General features: G+C 56.2%; 10 protein-coding genes, 1 tRNA gene and 4 pseudogenes. 7 read left to right on the top strand and 8 right to left on the bottom strand.

Annotated elements, in window-relative coordinates; translation table 11 throughout:
* Positions 1–43: 43 nt before the first annotated feature.
* On the top strand, positions 44–2,839 hold the full coding sequence (locus JCM25354_RS11355) for a Hint domain-containing protein (protein ID WP_025886107.1): 2,796 nt from the start codon (positions 44–46) through the stop codon (positions 2,837–2,839).
* Between the two features lie 183 nt (positions 2,840–3,022).
* Here JCM25354_RS11355 and JCM25354_RS11350 read toward each other — a convergent pair whose 3' ends face one another.
* From JCM25354_RS11350 to JCM25354_RS18425, 3 genes and pseudogenes are all read right to left on the bottom strand, one after another.
* The gene (locus JCM25354_RS11350) at positions 3,023–3,895 is read right to left on the bottom strand and encodes a hypothetical protein (protein ID WP_025886106.1); all 873 of its coding nucleotides are present in this window, start codon (positions 3,893–3,895) and stop codon (positions 3,023–3,025) included.
* A pseudogene (locus JCM25354_RS18430) lies at positions 3,892–4,898 on the bottom strand (ferritin-like domain-containing protein). The gene JCM25354_RS11350 and the pseudogene JCM25354_RS18430 overlap by 4 nt, the downstream one beginning before the upstream one ends.
* An 18-nt stretch (positions 4,899–4,916) precedes the next feature.
* Positions 4,917–5,584 (bottom strand): annotated as a pseudogene (locus JCM25354_RS18425) (ATP-dependent Clp protease proteolytic subunit).
* Positions 5,585–5,800: 216 nt separating this feature from the next.
* On the opposite strand from JCM25354_RS18425, the gene JCM25354_RS11335 reads away from it, so the two are divergent.
* The 6 genes and pseudogenes from JCM25354_RS11335 (at position 5,801) to JCM25354_RS11310 (ending at position 12,387) form a co-directional block, all read left to right on the top strand.
* Positions 5,801–6,745: a hypothetical protein gene (locus tag JCM25354_RS11335; protein ID WP_025886105.1), complete on the top strand. Its 945-nt coding sequence runs from the start codon at positions 5,801–5,803 to the stop codon at positions 6,743–6,745.
* Positions 6,746–6,843: 98 nt separating this feature from the next.
* A pseudogene (locus JCM25354_RS18420) lies at positions 6,844–8,048 on the top strand (LL-diaminopimelate aminotransferase).
* Complete coding sequence (locus JCM25354_RS11325) at positions 8,045–9,358, top strand: homoserine dehydrogenase (RefSeq protein WP_025886104.1); 1,314 nt, start codon at positions 8,045–8,047, stop codon at positions 9,356–9,358. Before JCM25354_RS18420 ends, JCM25354_RS11325 begins: the two are co-directional and overlap by 4 nt.
* Before the next feature lie 84 nt (positions 9,359–9,442).
* A pseudogene (gene glpX, locus JCM25354_RS18415) lies at positions 9,443–10,434 on the top strand (class II fructose-bisphosphatase).
* 21 nt (positions 10,435–10,455) lie between these two features.
* The gene (gene recJ / locus JCM25354_RS11315) at positions 10,456–12,264 is read left to right on the top strand and encodes a single-stranded-DNA-specific exonuclease RecJ (protein ID WP_025886103.1); all 1,809 of its coding nucleotides are present in this window, start codon (positions 10,456–10,458) and stop codon (positions 12,262–12,264) included.
* A 47-nt stretch (positions 12,265–12,311) separates the two neighbouring features.
* A tRNA-Glu gene (locus JCM25354_RS11310) sits at positions 12,312–12,387 on the top strand.
* 141 nt (positions 12,388–12,528) lie between these two features.
* Here JCM25354_RS11310 and JCM25354_RS11305 read toward each other — a convergent pair.
* The 5 genes from JCM25354_RS11305 to JCM25354_RS18410 are packed head-to-tail and all read right to left on the bottom strand — an operon-like array spanning position 12,529 to position 16,588.
* Positions 12,529–13,455: an ACP S-malonyltransferase gene (locus JCM25354_RS11305; protein WP_025886102.1), complete on the bottom strand. Its 927-nt coding sequence runs from the start codon at positions 13,453–13,455 to the stop codon at positions 12,529–12,531.
* Positions 13,452–14,402 carry an AEC family transporter gene (locus JCM25354_RS11300; protein WP_025886101.1) on the bottom strand — a complete coding sequence of 317 codons (951 nt, stop codon included), beginning with the start codon at positions 14,400–14,402 and terminating at the stop codon, positions 13,452–13,454. Before JCM25354_RS11300 ends, JCM25354_RS11305 begins: the two co-directional genes overlap by 4 nt.
* A complete protein-coding gene (gene mdcB, locus JCM25354_RS11295) occupies positions 14,399–15,247 on the bottom strand; it encodes a triphosphoribosyl-dephospho-CoA synthase MdcB (RefSeq protein ID WP_025886100.1) in 849 nt (282 codons plus the stop codon). The genes JCM25354_RS11300 and mdcB overlap by 4 nt, the downstream gene beginning before the upstream one ends.
* Positions 15,244–15,921 (bottom strand): malonate decarboxylase holo-[acyl-carrier-protein] synthase, encoded by a 678-nt coding sequence (gene mdcG, locus JCM25354_RS11290; protein WP_025886099.1) that lies wholly within the window; start codon positions 15,919–15,921, stop codon positions 15,244–15,246. Before mdcG ends, mdcB begins: the two co-directional genes overlap by 4 nt.
* A complete protein-coding gene (locus JCM25354_RS18410; RefSeq protein ID WP_199899947.1) occupies positions 15,899–16,588 on the bottom strand; it encodes a biotin-independent malonate decarboxylase subunit gamma in 690 nt (229 codons plus the stop codon). The genes mdcG and JCM25354_RS18410 overlap by 23 nt, the downstream gene beginning before the upstream one ends.
* Positions 16,589–16,598: the final 10 nt, after the last annotated feature.

Genomic DNA, 16,598 nt, shown 5'->3' with positions numbered 1-16,598 from the left:
AAAATCGCTGAGCATATTTCGAAAACAAGGCGGATCTCTGACGATGGCAAACGTACAAATCAATAATAAAATCTATATTTCCTCGGGTGCTACACTGAGTAACGCTGATATTATGCGAAATGGGGGGCAGGTATATGTCAGCTCCGGAGGAACAGGGGTACGGCTTTCTGCATTCGGGATCGGCTTCGGAAATGTTTCTGAAGGATCCATTATTGTGGGTGGCGGTGGGCTTGTCACCGACTCATTTATCAGTGGCGGGTATATGTCCGTCGCTGGAGATCAGGCCACAGCCAGAAACACCACGATAACAGGACGCGGATGGCAGGACGTTGGTCTTAATTACGCTGGAGCCTCAGGAAACGGTCTGGTTATCGATACGCATATCGAAAGTGGTAGTTATCAGTTTGTCTATGGTACGGGTGTAGCAAGCAATTCCTATGTCTCATCCGGAGCCTTTCAGAATTTACAGGCTGCCGGAGCAAAAGCCTACAACACCGAGGTTTTTGCCGGTGGACTTATGACCGTCTTGAGTGGGACTTCAGCATTTAATCCTAATATTCATAGCGGCGGAACAGGATATGTCAGTGCCGGCGGGACGGTATTCGCATCAAATGGCAACGCTGCAGGGGTCACGATCAATAACGGATCCGGCGTTGCTCTGAGTGGTGGAATTCTCTCTGAGCTCACGGCCTTAAATGGTACGCGTGTGACCATATCCAGTGGGGGGACAATCGCGAATTCCGTAATGAGTGCCAATGCCTGGACGGTTGTCTCTGGCGGCGGCTTGGCCGACACGGTAAAAATTTCCGAAAATGCCAAGCTGATTATGAGTGGCGGAAGTGCCACCAATATCAGCGTCTATGGATCGGGTTTTATTCCGGCAGGAAATTCTGCCGCTGGTCGATTGGAAGTGGCCTCTGGAGCAGACGTTTCCGGCGCGCGGGTGGACGGAGGCTATATTGCTGTTCGTGGTAATTCCACAGACGTTACATTGACCAGTGCTGGCTGGATGGATGTGGGGTTGAACGTGTTCAACAGCGCATTCTCGACTGGCGCTGATACAGCCACTGCAACTCATATCGAAAACCAGTCAAAGCAGTTCGTCTATGGCACAGGAACTGCCCGGGAAACGTATATTTCTTCTGGCGGGACTCAAGACCTCCTTACGTCAGGTGCCAAGGCCTTTGACTCTACCATATTATCAGGCGGGGCTGTTCTGCTGAAGAGCGGAACCCTCCTGTCCGGCGGTACCGTGGCCTCAGGCGGTCTGCTCAGCGCCACTTCCGGCGGGTCCTATGCAGGAACAATCATTGTTTCTGGCATTGCTTCAGGCGGCACGATCCTCACTGCAGGATTGGTCGATATCGTTTCAGGTGGAACTTTTGCCGGCCCCGTCAGGGTGGGCTCAGGTGGCTCTCTCCAGATCGATAGCAGTGGAAAGTTAACCGGTGCGGCCCGACTGGATGCTGGCGCATCAGCGACAGTAAATATTCAGGCGGGAGGAACGGTCGTTTTACCTTCCGGTCAGGACTACACGGCCCTGACACTGACCGGAAGCGAAAAATCCAGTGTTGTGATATCCGGCTTCAAGGGATCTGACCCGAAACTGTCTGATCACATATTGCTCAGGGATATACCTCGCTCAAATATTATCGGTGTAGACTACCCTGATGCCGATACAGTCCGGTTCAGAATGCGCGATGGAACAGCATTGGACCTCAATATTATCGGGGTGCAGAAATATGGTTATGATCTTTCCGATAATGGCAGTGGGAGTACTGTTTTTTCAGTATGTTTCCTGTCAGGAACAATGATCAGTACCCCGTCAGGCGAGGTGGCTGTCGAAACTCTCAAAATCGGTGATTACATCACCGCATATGAAGGCGATAAGGAAAAAACCCGGAAAATCATCTGGACCGGGATGCGCAGTGTCTCGTCTGAAGAAACTGAAAATGCGGAACTGACGTCGTTTCCAATACGTATCAAGGCTGAAGCGTTTGGATTTTCCGAGCCAAGAGAAGATCTTCTGATAACACCAGAACACTGCGTCCTTATTGATGGTGCCCTGATTCCAGCGCGAATGCTCGTTAATGGAGTCAGTATTTTCCACGATACAACTCTGAGGGAATACACCTACCATCACTTCGAAACCGAGGCTCATTCCATTGTCAGATCAAACGGGATTCTGAGTGAAAGTTATCTGGATACTGGAAACCGCAGAATTTTTTCCGACAGGAGAATATCGTTCCTTCCACCGGTACAGGACGCAGCTGGGCTGAAAAAGCAGGCAGCGCCGCTGAACGTTACCCGTGCGTTTGTTGAGCCAATATGGTCTGCAATCGCCAAACGCGCAGGCATTACACCCCGGAAGGCTACAGTATCAGCAACAGACCCTGATTTTTACATTGAAACGGATCAGGAAGAAATTATTCGACCGATACGTGTATGCGGTGAGCGTTGGATATTCCAGATTCCAGCTTCAGCCAATCTGCTTTATCTTTGCTCCCGAAGCGGGCGACCAAGCGACGTCATCGGACCGTATGTGGATGATCGGCGCAAACTTGGCCTGCTGATTGGTGATATTACGATTTTTTCCTCCAGCAAAATAGAAACCGTGAATGTCGCAACATTCATGAATGAGGCTGAAGGGTGGCTGAAACCGGACAATGCTTTTTCGAGATGGACTTCCGGGCGCGCTGTATTGCCGCTTTTCACAACAGACACGGCTGATGTTTTGAGGATGTTATCCATACATGTTCTCGCATCCGGTCCTTATGCGATTGATCATGCAGAACCGTGTCAGCTGTTCCCGGAAGAAAGAATATCTATCAGAGTGTAAACATCAGTTGTCGTCGCATGAACCCAGAAAAATCATGCGGCGACGAATATGGTGATGATGCTTTCGGCACACGGCTCGCAGCCAGGCTGACAAGGTTTGCAACTGACTACTCATGTGGTCCGATGGCAGGCCAAGGCTTGTGATTGTTCGCAAGAGGTGAATGTATGCCCCGTCATCCGGACCTCAGGCAGATCTGCCCCTGCCGGGTTTTCCCAGACTGCGCCCTGCATCCCATACACGAAGCCCTTTCAGGGCCAGATCGGCAATACCCGGCAGCAAACGGGGCTGCATCAACCCCGGATCGAAGGCCGTCATGCGCCTTGCATTTTCGCGGTAGCAATCTTCGACGAAGCCGCGGAAAGAAAAGCCGTCGAGAAAGAGATTGGTCTGGGTCACGGCAAAATCACGCCCGTCATTGGGTTCCTGCCCACGGCGCACCATGCCAAGAAGGCGACTAAGCGCGCGCAGGTAGAAATGCAGCGACTTGAACGATCGCCTTGCACGCCCAAGGCCACGGCGTTTTTCGCGCCATGCCATATAGTTGATAAAGAAGACGATATGACGCGTCTCCTCGAACATCAGGATGTCGAAGATCTCGAACATCTTCTCAGGCAGAAATCTTGACTGACGCGCACTCTTGAAAGCCCCAAAGCCGAGAAAGGCATCGAGACATTCCCCGAAACCAAAATCGATGAAGGCTTTCTCGAGATCGGCAGGAAATTTTTCAATTGGCTGTTTTTCTGCCGTGAGGCCATAACGCTCGATCATGACCCGAATCAGATCGGCGTGACGGGCCTCTTCATAACCCTGGAGCCGAACAGCTTCTTTTACTTCAGGGTCAATAATCTGAGGCGTAAAAGCATCGACAATAGCCCCCGCCCGGCGTTCGGTGTGATACACTTCCTGCCAGAAAGGGACTGCACGAAGCCGGGTCAGCTCTTCTTCTGTCAGCTCGGGCCAGGGCAGGGTTTCGGGATTGAAAACCTGATGGGTGTCGATGAATTGCTGACAGAAATAGCGCTTATGTTCCTCTGACCCGGGTTCTATCATGCTCATGCAGGCGCATGCTGTGCTTTGTGACCTAGACGTGACCGCACAGCACCTGAAGCCTTTTCCCACAGACGATAGGCAAACAGACCGGTCTTCACGAGATTTGGCGTGGTGGTGGGGCGCAACAGGCGATGATCATAACCCGAAAAACGGCGGTCATTTTCATCAAGGCAAAGCTGCATGAGCTCAGGTACCTTGATGTCAATATCGGTCATTTCCTTCGCGCCGGTTACGGTGAAGTTGTTATCCTGCGTATGTTCATTACCTTCGGCATCGATCGATCGCGCCAGATCCATACGTTCATAAGCCAGAAAAGCCCATACACCGAGAACACGCGCTTCAAAGAGCGGACGTTTCCACCACGCATGGTGGCACGATGCCAGGCCAGCCAGTTGGCAAAAAGCAGGATGTGACGGCACTCTTCCTGCATGACTGGCTCGAAGGTCTCGATCAGCTCCATCGGGAACAGACCAGCGCGCTCGGCGAGTGCGAAGAGACCGAAAGCGAAGAAGCTGTCAACGCATTCCGAAAACCCGGTGACCAGATAGGCCCATTCCGTGTCTTTCGGCTCGATATAGGGCGGCTCGGGGGCCATCGGAATATTGTAGGCCTCAACCAGCTTGGAGAGCACCTCCTTGTGGCGGTTCTCCTCCCAGGCATTGCGACGCAGGGCGTCCTTCATGTCGGGATCATCGATCATGTCGGCATAGGCCGCCATGCGCAGACGCGCCTTACCCTCGGTCTGCACCGCAATGTCCCAGATTGGCAGGGACGTGATGCGATGCAGGGTATCAGGGTCCAGCCTCGGCCATTCTATGACCGAAGGCTTGTAAGGATTGAACGTCTCCCTGAACATGTCGGCCACTGCCCGCTTGTGTTCTTCCGTGCCCGGCTTGAGCGGGCCTGGAATGGCGCTGCTCCAGTGACGGGCTTCGAAATCGGCCTTGGCCAGGGTCTTGTCGGACGGCGCATCGGGAAGATGGCTATAGAGATCTTCAAGACGTGACATGAGAGAGATTTCCTCTTCTTATTCCTTGATGTCGCTCATTTTACTGATGACGCGCGAAACGAGGCCGTAAGCAATGGCTTCCTCTGCCGACATCCAGTGATTGCGGTCGGTATCCTTCGCGATCTTCTCATAGGACTGACCGGTCTCACGGGCAAAGAGACGGTTGAGGCGCTCGCGCATCTTGATGATTTCGCGGGCTTCAATGTCGATATCGGTTGCCGGGCCACGCACGCCACCCATCGGTTGGTGCAGCAGGAATCGTGTGTTCGGCAGGCACAGACGCCGTTCGGGGCGACCGGCGGCAAAAATCAGGCACCCGCAGAAGCCACCCAACCCGTACCGATCATGTTGACGGGCGCAACTGAATCCACAAAGCGGATCATGTCATGAATGGTATCGCCACTCTCGACATGACCGCCTGGCGAGTTGACATAGACATCAATCGGCTTGTCGGATGCCCCGGCAAGCGCAAGCAGACGCCCGGTCACGTCACGCGCAACCTTGTCGTTGATCCCGCCAAAAATCAGGACCTTGCGCTGCTCGAAGAGCTTACCTTCCAGCTCGGCACCAGGGAGCTTTTCAGCGGGCTCCTTCTGCTCGGGCGCGTCGGGGGATTGCGGATCGGGATCTTCATCGTCGAGACGTGGGGCGAGACGGGAGATATCCTGGGGTGTCGTTCCACGCATGCTGGGGTCCCTATATTGGTGGAGCCTGTTCATACACTCTATGTTGCGCTTGATGGGCGCCCCTCACAAGGGGCCCTCTGATTTTTGCCATGGATCAAGCATCTCGCCAGAGAAGGCGGGAACGGTTAGGGTAGTGACCGGGCAAGAGCGCCGTACAGGAAACACAAGTCGATCGGAAGAAATGCAGAAAACAGGCTGGCTGCGAGCAGGCTTTGCATGGCAGGCGTGATGACACTGGCCGGCTGCGGGCATCGGGATGCCGTCGATACGGTCGATAACTGGTACCATCAGTACCAGGGTGGTGAGATTGCCAAGCAACGTCCACCCGCACCGGGTGTACATGAGCCCTATCCGCATGTCGGCCTGACTCCCACAACAACCGTTGACCTGCCAAGCGCCCAGGCGCGACAGGCCCTGACCGATCGCCTCACGCTTCAGCGCAATCTGAGCCAGCACCTTGTCGTGGCCGACGGCCCTCTGATCATTGCGCCACCGCCGCCGCCACCGAAACCACGCCCTGCCAATGATGACAGCGGCTCTTCTATGAGCGTCGGCGCTCCTGGTCAGACGGCCCCGGCTGCCACCGTTCCACCTGCAGCATCGACCGCACCGGCAAACCAGGCACGACCGCACACAGCAGAAACCGGGTCACAGTCAAAACCCGTCAAGGCCGGAACTGATGCACAACCAGCTCCGGAAGCTTCCTTACCTGCTGTTACTGTCTTTACGCCGCCGCCCATCAAGCCAGGCGAACTACCCCAGATCAACGATCTGCCGCCCGTCGCACCCAGCTTTCCGGGCTTTGCCATTCCCCGTGATGCCTCACTGCCCGATATTGCCCCGCCCGCCTATGATCTGACAGAACCTCACGGCACCCTGATCCGCTTCAACCAGGCATCGGACCAGATGGCGAACGGGCAAGAAGGCACAATAGGCAAGATACTGGGTTCACGCCGCCCTCATGAGATCCTTTACGTAAAGGGATTCGGCGAGATTACCTCCTTCCGGCCCTCTGAACAGGTTCTGGGCATCAAGCTCGGCCTGCTGCGTGCACGGGTGCTGGCACAGAGCCTGATTCTGCGCGGCATACCGGCATCGGACATACGCATCAGCGCCGGTGCACTGGGTCATGGCGCAAGAATTGACCGCTCACCCTATTGAGGAAGGTTCCGCCGGTTCTGGAATCGGGTTAGTGAAGATTGTCGGAGTCGTGCTGACTTCGGCAATTTTATTTCAACCCTGTGCCCCCGAGCCCAAAAATGACCGAAGAGTTTCACCGTATCCGCCGTCTGCCGCCCTATGTTTTCGCCGAGGTAAACAAGGCCAAGGCCGCAGCCCGAGCGCATGGTGAAGACATTATCGATCTGGGCATGGGTAACCCCGACAGCCCGACGCCCCCCCATATCGTCAAAAAACTGGTCGAAACGGTCGCTGACCCCCGCAGCCACCGCTATTCTGTCAGCCGTGGCATTCCCGGTCTGCGCAAAGCGCTGGCAGGATATTACGAACGTCGCTTCGATGTCGGTCTGGACCCGGAAACTGAGGTCATAGCCACCCTTGGCTCGAAAGAGGGGCTGGCCAATCTGTCTGCAGCCATCACGAGCCCCGGCGACACAATTCTGGTGCCTAACCCGTCTTACCCGATCCATCAGTTCGGCTTCATCATCGCCGGAGCCTCGGTGCGTTCCATTCCTGCAACGCCGGATGAGGACATGCTCCGTGCCCTTGAGCGCGCCGTACGTCACTCCGTGCCCAAGCCGACCGCACTGATCGTGAACTTTCCCTCGAACCCGACGCATTCACAGCCTCGCTCGATTTCTACAAGGAGCTGGTTACTTTCGCCTGTCGCGAGCAGATCTGGATTCTCTCCGACCTCGCCTATTGCGAGATCTATTTTGGCAACGAGCCCCCGCCGTCAATCCTGCAGGTACCAGGTGCCAAGGATATTGCCGTCGAATTCACCTCCTTGTCCAAGACCTACTCGATGGCTGGCTGGCGCATGGGTTTTGCAGCAGGCAATCCGCGCCTGATCCAGGCACTGACCCGCATCAAATCCTATCTCGATTACGGCGCCTTTACCCCCATCCAAGTCGCTGCTGTCGCTGCCCTGAGCGGCCCTCAGGACTGTGTCACGGAAGTGCGTGAGATGTACCGCGAACGACGTGACGTGTTGATACGTGGCCTGCATGCAGCCGGTTGGGACGTACCATCACCGCAGGGTTCAATGTTCGCCTGGGCCCCCATCCCGGAACGCTTCGCTGAGATGGGCAGTGTCGATTTCAGCAAGCTGCTGCTAAAGGAGGCTGGGGTGGCCGTGGCGCCGGGACTTGGCTTTGGTGAATACGGAGAAGGTTTCGTACGTATCGGTCTTGTTGAAAACACACAGCGCCTGCGTCAGGCCACACGTGCAATCAAGACGTTTCTCAACAAACATGGTGTCAAACAGGCAGAGGCAGTTTCGTGAACGGTCACACTCTTCATCTTGGTATTGCGGGTCTTGGCACAGTCGGCGCCGGTGTCGTGCGTCTTCTGCGCGAAAATGCACAAGCCATTACAGCCCGCGCCGGGCGTCGTATCGAAGTGGTGGCTGTCTCGGCACGCGATCGAACCCGTGATCGTGGCGTCGATCTGTCTGGACTGACCTGGCATGACAATCCGGTCGCCCTTGCTTCCGACCCCGGTGTTGACGTGGTGCTTGAACTGATCGGTGGTGCAGAAGGCTCTGCACGCGCCCTGGTCGAGGCAGCACTCAAGGCGGGCAAGCCCGTGGTCACCGCCAACAAGGCTCTCCTTGCCGTCCACGGTGCCGCATTGGCGACGCTGGCAGGGGAAAACAACACCTCCCTGCTGTTTGAGGCCTCGGTGGCGGGTGGCATTCCCGCCATCAAGCTGGTGCGCGAGGGACTGGCCGCCGATCATCTGCTGCGCGTCGGCGGCATTCTGAACGGTACCTGCAATTACATTTTGACCGCGATGCGCGAAACAGGCCGCGATTTTGACGATATCCTCGCCGAGGCTCAGGAGCTCGGCTATGCCGAGGCCGATCCTTCCACCGATGTCGATGGCTGGGATGCCGCACATAAACTGGCCATTCTGGCAGGACTCGCCTTTGGCAGGCCGGTGCGTTTCGACAGCCTGCATGTCGAGGGCATCCGCAATATCGCAGCATGCGATCAGGCTTTTGCCCGCGAGATGGGCTATCGTATCAAGCTTCTGGGCAGCGCGCGCTGCGATGAAACAGGCCGGATCGAGGCTTCCATGCGCCCCTGCATGGTGCCGCAATCCGCGCCGATCGCGAATGTCGATGGCGTGTTCAATGCGGTTCTGACCGAAGGGGCCTTCAGCGGCCCCATGCTGATCGAAGGGCGAGGCGCGGGGGCAGGCCCGACCGCCAGCGCCGTCATGGCTGATGTGATCGATCTGGCCCGCGGCACGGCCTTGCCCGTCTGGGGCATGGCACCCCAGCCCGAAATCGCCTGTGCACCTCGCGAGACCCTTCGCGGTGCGTATTACCTTCGACTTTTTGTGCAGGACCGTCCCGGCGTTGTTGCTGACATCACGGCAGCCCTGCGTGACTACGGTGTCTCACTGCGCGCGCTGTCGCAGCATGGCGCCGAACCCGCAGCCCAGACCGCGAGTTCACAGACGGTTGTACCGCTTGCGCTCATTACCCATGAAACCAGTGAGGCGGCCATGCTTTCCGTCCTCACTGCCCTGAAACCCCTGGAAACCGTCGTTGGAACCCCATTGCTCATGAAAATCGAGACTGTGTGATGTGGCAAAGGCGGCACATACCGGCATAACAGGGCGTGTCGCAATTCCAGCTACGCTGGATAGAGTACAGATAGGATTTACCGGATGCCTTTCTCTCCAAAATACAAAGTGACGGATCGCAACCTCGCTCTCGAACTCGTTCGCGTGACCGAGGCCGCGGCCATCTCGTCATCGGCCTGGACTGGCCGTGGGGAAAAGAACGAGGCTGACGGTGCGGCCGTTCAGGCCATGCGGGCTGCGTTCGACACGGTAGCGATCGAGGGGACGGTCGTTATCGGTGAAGGCGAGATGGATGAAGCGCCGATGCTCTATATCGGCGAAAAGGTGGGCGCCGGTGGCCCGAAGATGGATATTGCCGTCGATCCGCTCGAAGGCACCAATCTTTGTGCGAAGGATATGCCCAATGCCATGACCATGGTGGCACTGGCTGAAAGCGGCAATTTTCTGCACGCTCCTGACATCTATATGCAGAAGCTGGTCGTCGGACCCAACCTACCACCCGATCTGATCGATATCGATGCTCCTATCGAGACCACATTGCGTGATCTCGCGAAGGCCAAGGGCAAGGATATTTCCTCGATCACCATGTGTGCGCTTGATCGCGAGCGTCATGAAGAACTCATTGCCCGTGCCCGTGAAGCCGGGGCGCGCGTCATGCTGCTGACAGATGGCGACGTGGCAGCTGCCATTGCCGCCTGCATGGATGAAAGTCGCGTTGACATCTATGCCGGCTCGGGTGGTGCTCCTGAGGGTGTTCTGGCTGCCGCTGCCGTTCGTTGTGTGGGTGGCCAGATGCAAGGTCGCCTGATGTTCGAGGACGAAAACCAGGTTGAACGCGCCCGGTCCATGGACCCAGGCAACGATCCTACACGCAAGCTGGGCCTGCATGACATGGCACGCGGTGACGTCCTGTTCTCGGCTACAGGAGTAACCACCGGTACGCTGCTGCGCGGCGTACGCTTCTATGGTCCGACCGTTGCCCGCACACATTCCATCGTGATGCGGTCGAAATCGGCACAGTGCGCTTTATCGAGGGGCGTCACGATTTCTCCACCAAGACATGGGCAGGTCACTGATCCCACACTATATGGGGGCGTATGTCTGACGCCCCCACTCTCATCATCCCGCCAGAACCGGTTCTTTCGGTCCATTCAAGTGGTAGTGGACGAAGCTGGATCTGGCGTGATGAACGTCTCGCGACCGGTGATGGCCGACTGGCTCTGGCCATGGCCCAAAGAGCCGCCATTCCGGAAATTGTGGCCCGCATACTTCATAGTCGTGACGTCGAAGTGTCGCGCGTTGCCTCATTTCTGGACCCCCGCCTGCGCGACTGGCTGCCCGACCCCTCCTGCATCCGCAGCATGGACGAAGCCTCCATGCGTCTGGCCAACGCTGTCCGGTCAAACGAGACTATCGGCATATTTGGCGATTACGATGTTGATGGCGCCTGCGGTACGACCATTCTGACCGAGACACTGCGCGAGCTCGGCTGTACCGTACATTTCCATATTCCAGACCGCCAGAAAGAGGGATACGGCCCTAACGGTCCTGCACTTGAGGCACTACGCCACCAGGGAGCCACGCTCCTGATCTGCGTTGATTGCGGAACGGCTGCGACATCGTTGCTCGATCAGTTGCGCAAGGATGGCGATATTATCGTACTGGATCATCACAAGCCTGAAGGCGCAACTCTGTCTGGCTGCATTGTGGTCAATCCCAATCGCCTCGATTGCACTTCCGGGCTCGGGCATCTCTGCGCCACGAGCGTGGCTTTCCTTGCCCTGATTGCGACCTGCCGCACGCTCAGACTGGCAGGCTGGTTCGAGACCCACGAAGAACCTGCCTTGCTGCGCAAACTCGATCTGGTCGCCCTCGCAACAATCTGCGATGTCATGCCACTGCGTGACCTGAATCGCGCCTTTGTCGCCCAGGGACTGCGAGTCATGGGAAGGGGGGAACGGCTCGGCCTGGCTACACTGGCTTCCGTTGCAGGCGTCAAGGAAACCACAAGCGCCATGGCCTGCGGCTTCGGTATCGGTCCACGTATCAATGCCGGAGGGCGCATTGCGCAGGCCGAACTGGGTGTAAAACTTCTGCTAAGCGACGATGCGTTCGAAGCGCGTGCACTGGCGGAGAAGCTCGACGAAATCAACCGACAGCGCCAGACGGTCGAGGCCGATATCCTGACCGAAGCCTATCAACAGGCCGAAGCCCAGCTTGAAGCGGGACATGCGGCCCTGTTTCTGCACGGGGAAGACTGGCACCCCGGCGTTGTCGGCATTGTTGCAAGCCGCGTGCGGGAACGAAGCAACCGTCCGGTTCTGGTAGGCGCGGTTCAGGACGGCCTGATCAAGGGCTCAGCACGCTCTGTGCCGGGCATCGATATCGGGGCGGCCATCATCGGCGCCAGTCAATCGGGTCTTTTACTGACAGGCGGTGGCCATGCCATGGCGGCGGGTTTTTCGCTCGCCGCAGACAAGGCAGAAGCCTTTCACGTCTTTCTTGACGAAACCCTCTCCGAAGCACGCCACCGCCCCCGTCATGATGCGCTGTGCATCGATGGTATTCTGAGCTTGCGAGGAGCAACGGCAGAAATTGCGACCCAGCTTGCGCGTCTCGGCCCGTTTGGTACGGGACACGAAGAACCGGTCATCGCCATCAGCCGGGTACGTGCAGTCAAGACAGAACGGATCGGTCGTGACGGCAATACACTGCGTGTCATCCTGCAGGGCGAAGATGGTGGAAGACTGCGTGGCCTCGTTTTCCGCGCCGGTGACAAGGATTATGCAGCCCTTCTCGAAGACCGCGCCATGCCTGTCCTGCATGTGGCAGGACAACTGCGCTGCGAACAGTGGCAGGGCCAGGACCAGCTCAGCTTTTTTATTTTGGATGCCGCCACGATTTAGGGTTGACCCCTCCCCCCTGCTGGGATAATCAGCCGCTCACGCCTCCAGTCCCGTTCGTCTAGAGGCCTAGGACACCGCCCTTTCACGGCGGTAACACGGGTTCGAATCCCGTACGGGACACCACAGCATTTACCGCAGTTTTCTGCGGGCTATAGTGGTTTAGGAGGAGTATCTCCTGCATAACGGAATCCCAAATCACATTCTTTTAATGGTTTTCCGTGTCGTGTATTATGATGCTTACCAAGCCTGACATACTTGTCAGGCTTACAAGACGCATGCCAGCCATTTCCTGACACCTTCCAATGTATCGAAATCCTCAAGACTTCGACTGCTCCGAAGCCTGTCTCCTGTCATGTTGGAAAGCGCCCGGCCGGGACCAAGCTCCAGAGCCACCGTTGCTCCTCTCTCGACAAGTGTATCAACACAAGCGGTCCAGTTTATTGTCTCGCTGATTTGCGCACACAGACTCTGGCAACCCGCTACGGGATGACGCACAAGACCGCCATCAAGACCAGAAAGAAGCTGGATGTTACGTGTCAGCTCGCCGGGCGGCGTAACATGCAACAAGGCCAGAAAATCCGCCGAAGCCTGTTTCAGGTAAGGCGTATGCGCCGGAACACTGACTGCCAGACGATGGGCTGACCGGGCACCATGATCGCGCACAGTCTTTGCCAGGGTATCAAGGGCCTTGTCTTTCCCTCCTGCAACAAAACCATCCTCGGAAAACTTGATTGCAAGATAATTCCCTGTTTCTGACAGGAGTCGATCAAGTATATCCCGGCGTATCCCCGAAATGGCCAGAAGGCCCGCTTTCTCCGGCGCAGCCCTGTCCATTGCCGCTGCACGCAGGGACACAAGATGCATGAACTGCTTCAGATCGAATAAACCGGCGCATCCCCAGGAGGCCAGTTCTCCAACACTGTACCCGGCAAGAAGAATATCCGGTTCCTCTGAAAGCCGGAGCGCATACCATGCAGCAAGAGCTGCCGTGCAACAGAGAATTTGCCCCGCATGGTTCGAGTAGAGTGATACCCTATCTGCTTTCTGTACAAATGAGCGCGGATCATCCCCGAGAACATGCCCGGCTTCACGAAAGACCGGCTCAGCAAGGGGAGATGAGGCCGTGAGCCGAAACATGGAGGCATGCTGCCCCCCCTGCCCGGAACACAGAATGGCAAGCGGATGGCTCATCCTGCCCCTCCAAACCAGGCAACACTCCCTGTAAGGGTCGCAATGCTCACGAGCGTGCTCAGCAATACAATAGCAGACGCCTCTCTAACATCCTGCTCATAACGCAAAGCAAAAAAGATACCGAAAAAACCTGCGGGAAGCGCCGTCAGTAGAATACTGGCTGCAAATGCCGATGGTTCCAGCCCGAACAGCAAACCCAGCCCTGCAGACAGCAATGGATGCAGAATGGTAACGCTTATAATACCAGAAACGATCGGCCAGGATACTCTTACCTGATAGGCACTCAACACCAGACCGGTAAGAAGCAGTGCGAGACCTGCTGCAGCTGCCCCCATCAGTCTGAAAATCTGTATGACTGATGAAGGTAACAGGATGCCAGCCATAACCAGAATAACTGCAAGACAGGGCAGGGCGACTAGTGGAGCTCTTGCAGCACGCGAAAAAGCCGCAACGAGACTGGCTATTCCCGATTTCTCACCAGAGGATTGATGAGTATCCAGAGCAAGGACAGTCAATGTCAGAGGAGACAGGGTAACGGCACCGACAGCAATGGCAAAACTCGCGCGCACATGACCAACAGGTCCCTGAAGAGCTTCCAGTAACGGCAGACCAGCAGCTGCAAAATTGGGTAACGCCACGGAAATTGCCGCTGTTGCGGCATTGGCTGCAGGACGCTTCAGTATTTTTCGCCAGATCAGAAATACGAGGCACCACAATATCAGCAAGCTCGCAGTCAGAGTGAGCACCAGAGGCATTTGCGTGAGAAGCTCATGACGCGTTGTCTGAACGACTGTCGTAAACATGGAAGCAGGAAGAGCAATATCCATCAGGATCTTGTTGAGCGACGTCACATTTCTGTTGTCGATCCGTCCGCTCCGACCAAGCGCGAAACCAAGAGCAATCAGGACAAATATCGGCAGAAGAGAGCGTAAAAGAATGGCTGTCATGATCTTTCCCCGGATGAAGGGTCGCTGTGCAGCGCATCCACAAACAGGGTCATGGCCAGAAGATCAGCGCAGCCCCCGGGAGAGAGGTTTTTGGCGACGAAGGCATGATGCAGCGTGACAGCGTTCTCGTACCAGTCCGGATCACGAATACCACCCCGGTCAAGAAAAAGGCGCGCCGTTCTGGCAGCCCATTGCGCCCCAGCCCTACCACCACGATGAAAAAGTGTCGTATCCTCCATTCTGCTTATGAAAGACATCAGTACCTGTAACGAACAGGCATCCTGATCGGACGTAATGGTTCTTGCCTGATGCAGTACCGGCAAACCGACAGCATAGAGGGTTGGAAAACCGGTCGCAGCCTCTTGTCGCGCACCACCAATACCGTATTTTTCCCGTACCTTTGTACCGTGACTGTCTGACACGGGAGCGTGCCGGAGTATTTCCTTACCCCAACGCATGGCAATGCAGGCCCCAAGATCAGACGCTCCGGTACCCGATGCCGCACAAAGAAGACCTACCCCGAATATTGCACCTCTATGGGTGTTGACCCCCCCAGTCGCTCGCAGCATCGCCATTTCTGCCGCAATGCCCACCTGTTGCAGTGCCCTGAAACCCTGGTCAGCAGCACCAATAGCCGCCATCTGTCTGAAAAAAGGGACAATCGCGTCGATACTGGCTGTAAAGCTCTGATAGTCCATGTCGCCATGACTACCCCCGTCAACCCGGCTTACGAGACCTGGTTTGGGATAGGAAACGACCTCCTGCAACAGGGCTTTACGTGCCAGTTCTGCAATGATGTCTGGCGACCTCGGGCTTGCGGAACTTCCAGGTACACTCACCATCATATCAGGCTCGATGTATGGCTGAAGAAGGCCTCCTGGCTCATGAGACAGACATTTGCAGCCGTTTTGACAAGAAGATCGGCCACCGGGCTTTCTTTTGCGATTTCCCGCCAATGGACTGCGCGTCCATCCGGCAGAACAATCTCGCCATCAAGAGAACAGGACAGCTGCTTTTCGACGACTATCAAACGTGCAACCAGATCAAACACGGCGTGTCTGCTCCAATCCGGCATAATCCAGAGCAGATCGAGATCGGAGGTATCTCTGAGATAGGGAAGGCCGGATATACCCTGCCACAAGACGCTCCCGAAAAGACGCGGCGTGAGTCCGGTTTCTGCCTTTATCAGCGTTGATATAGTCCAAGCCTGTTCCTGCTGGGCAGATGGAAGCCTGTGAGCAATCTGCTGAAGAGCGGGTGGCATCACAATATTTTCTATGTCGTCAGGATCGATCTGCAACCTCAGACGCGTCACCTTCCAGGAAGGAGGGAAAGCAATACAGACCGGAACAAGATCAGCACGATCCTCAGAACTCCGGCGTCTGCACATCAGGGGTAATGCCCTGTTCTGCCAGAAATACAGCGCGTTGCGTACTGCTTGCGACTTCTGGTTTTTTATCAGTTTCTGCCAGACAGAAGGCGAGAGATTGATCAGGTCATGACGCTGCCAGACGATCATTTTCTTTCTCCTGGACCAGAGCCATGACGGATCGGGTAATATCGGCGGCTTTTGTCCGACCTCCACGTTCCTTCCCCAGCTGATCGCGTCGATCACCGGGAAATTCCCTTTCCAGCAGGGCATCAAGCTGCCCCGGATACTCGGATGGTCTGGTCCATGTTTCTGTTACCGCACCTGTTGCTGCGAGAGCCTCGACACCAGGCGCAAATATCGGAGTAGTACGGGATAGCTCTTCGAGACGTTCCAGAGGAAGCTTGGTCACGCGCGCAATGGAGGGAAGATCCATGACACTGGGTTCTGCACCAGGAACCGTGATGAGCCAGTCAGTAGCCAGAGCTGTTGCAATAAATGCACCTGCTGCCGCTTTCCCGTAAAGAATGCCGATTGTCCGATGGCCTTTACCGGATGTCACGAGAATTGTTTTTGCCAGATGAGCAAGGTATTCGTTCAATCCAAGCAATTCATCCCGTCGGGTCATGCTCTGGGCAGATGTATCGACCAGTATGACAAGGGGCGCCCTGTCTTCGCGTTGGGCGAATGCCAGAACATATCGTGCCAGATCACATGCAATATCAATACTGACCGGCACACCGCCATCAATGCCAATCAGCCCCAGCTCCACCCCTTTTTCTGTTCTGGCATGGCCTGAAAAACGGCACCGCGACATTCCGTCAGAA

Source organism: Asaia prunellae JCM 25354 (assembly GCF_000613885.1).
Classification (GTDB): domain Bacteria; phylum Pseudomonadota; class Alphaproteobacteria; order Acetobacterales; family Acetobacteraceae; genus Asaia; species Asaia prunellae.
Note: the sequence above shows the minus strand (reverse complement) of the source record. Positions and strands in the feature narration are given on the sequence as shown.

What these genes read in the sequence shown, in the direction of transcription:
- JCM25354_RS11355 (WP_025886107.1), top strand. Translation starts at nt 44, where the DNA reads ATGGCAAACGTACAAATCAATAATAAAATCTATATTTCCTCGGGTGCT.
- JCM25354_RS11350 (WP_025886106.1), bottom strand. Translation starts at nt 3,895, where the DNA reads ATGAGCATGATAGAACCCGGGTCAGAGGAACATAAGCGCTATTTCTGT.
- JCM25354_RS11335 (WP_025886105.1), top strand. Translation starts at nt 5,801, where the DNA reads ATGGCAGGCGTGATGACACTGGCCGGCTGCGGGCATCGGGATGCCGTC.
- recJ (WP_025886103.1), top strand. Translation starts at nt 10,456, where the DNA reads ATGTCTGACGCCCCCACTCTCATCATCCCGCCAGAACCGGTTCTTTCG.
- JCM25354_RS11305 (WP_025886102.1), bottom strand. Translation starts at nt 13,455, where the DNA reads ATGAGCCATCCGCTTGCCATTCTGTGTTCCGGGCAGGGGGGGCAGCAT.
- JCM25354_RS11300 (WP_025886101.1), bottom strand. Translation starts at nt 14,402, where the DNA reads ATGACAGCCATTCTTTTACGCTCTCTTCTGCCGATATTTGTCCTGATT.
- mdcB (WP_025886100.1), bottom strand. Translation starts at nt 15,247, where the DNA reads ATGATGGTGAGTGTACCTGGAAGTTCCGCAAGCCCGAGGTCGCCAGAC.
- mdcG (WP_025886099.1), bottom strand. Translation starts at nt 15,921, where the DNA reads ATGATCGTCTGGCAGCGTCATGACCTGATCAATCTCTCGCCTTCTGTC.
- JCM25354_RS18410 (WP_199899947.1), bottom strand. Translation starts at nt 16,588, where the DNA reads ATGTCGCGGTGCCGTTTTTCAGGCCATGCCAGAACAGAAAAAGGGGTG.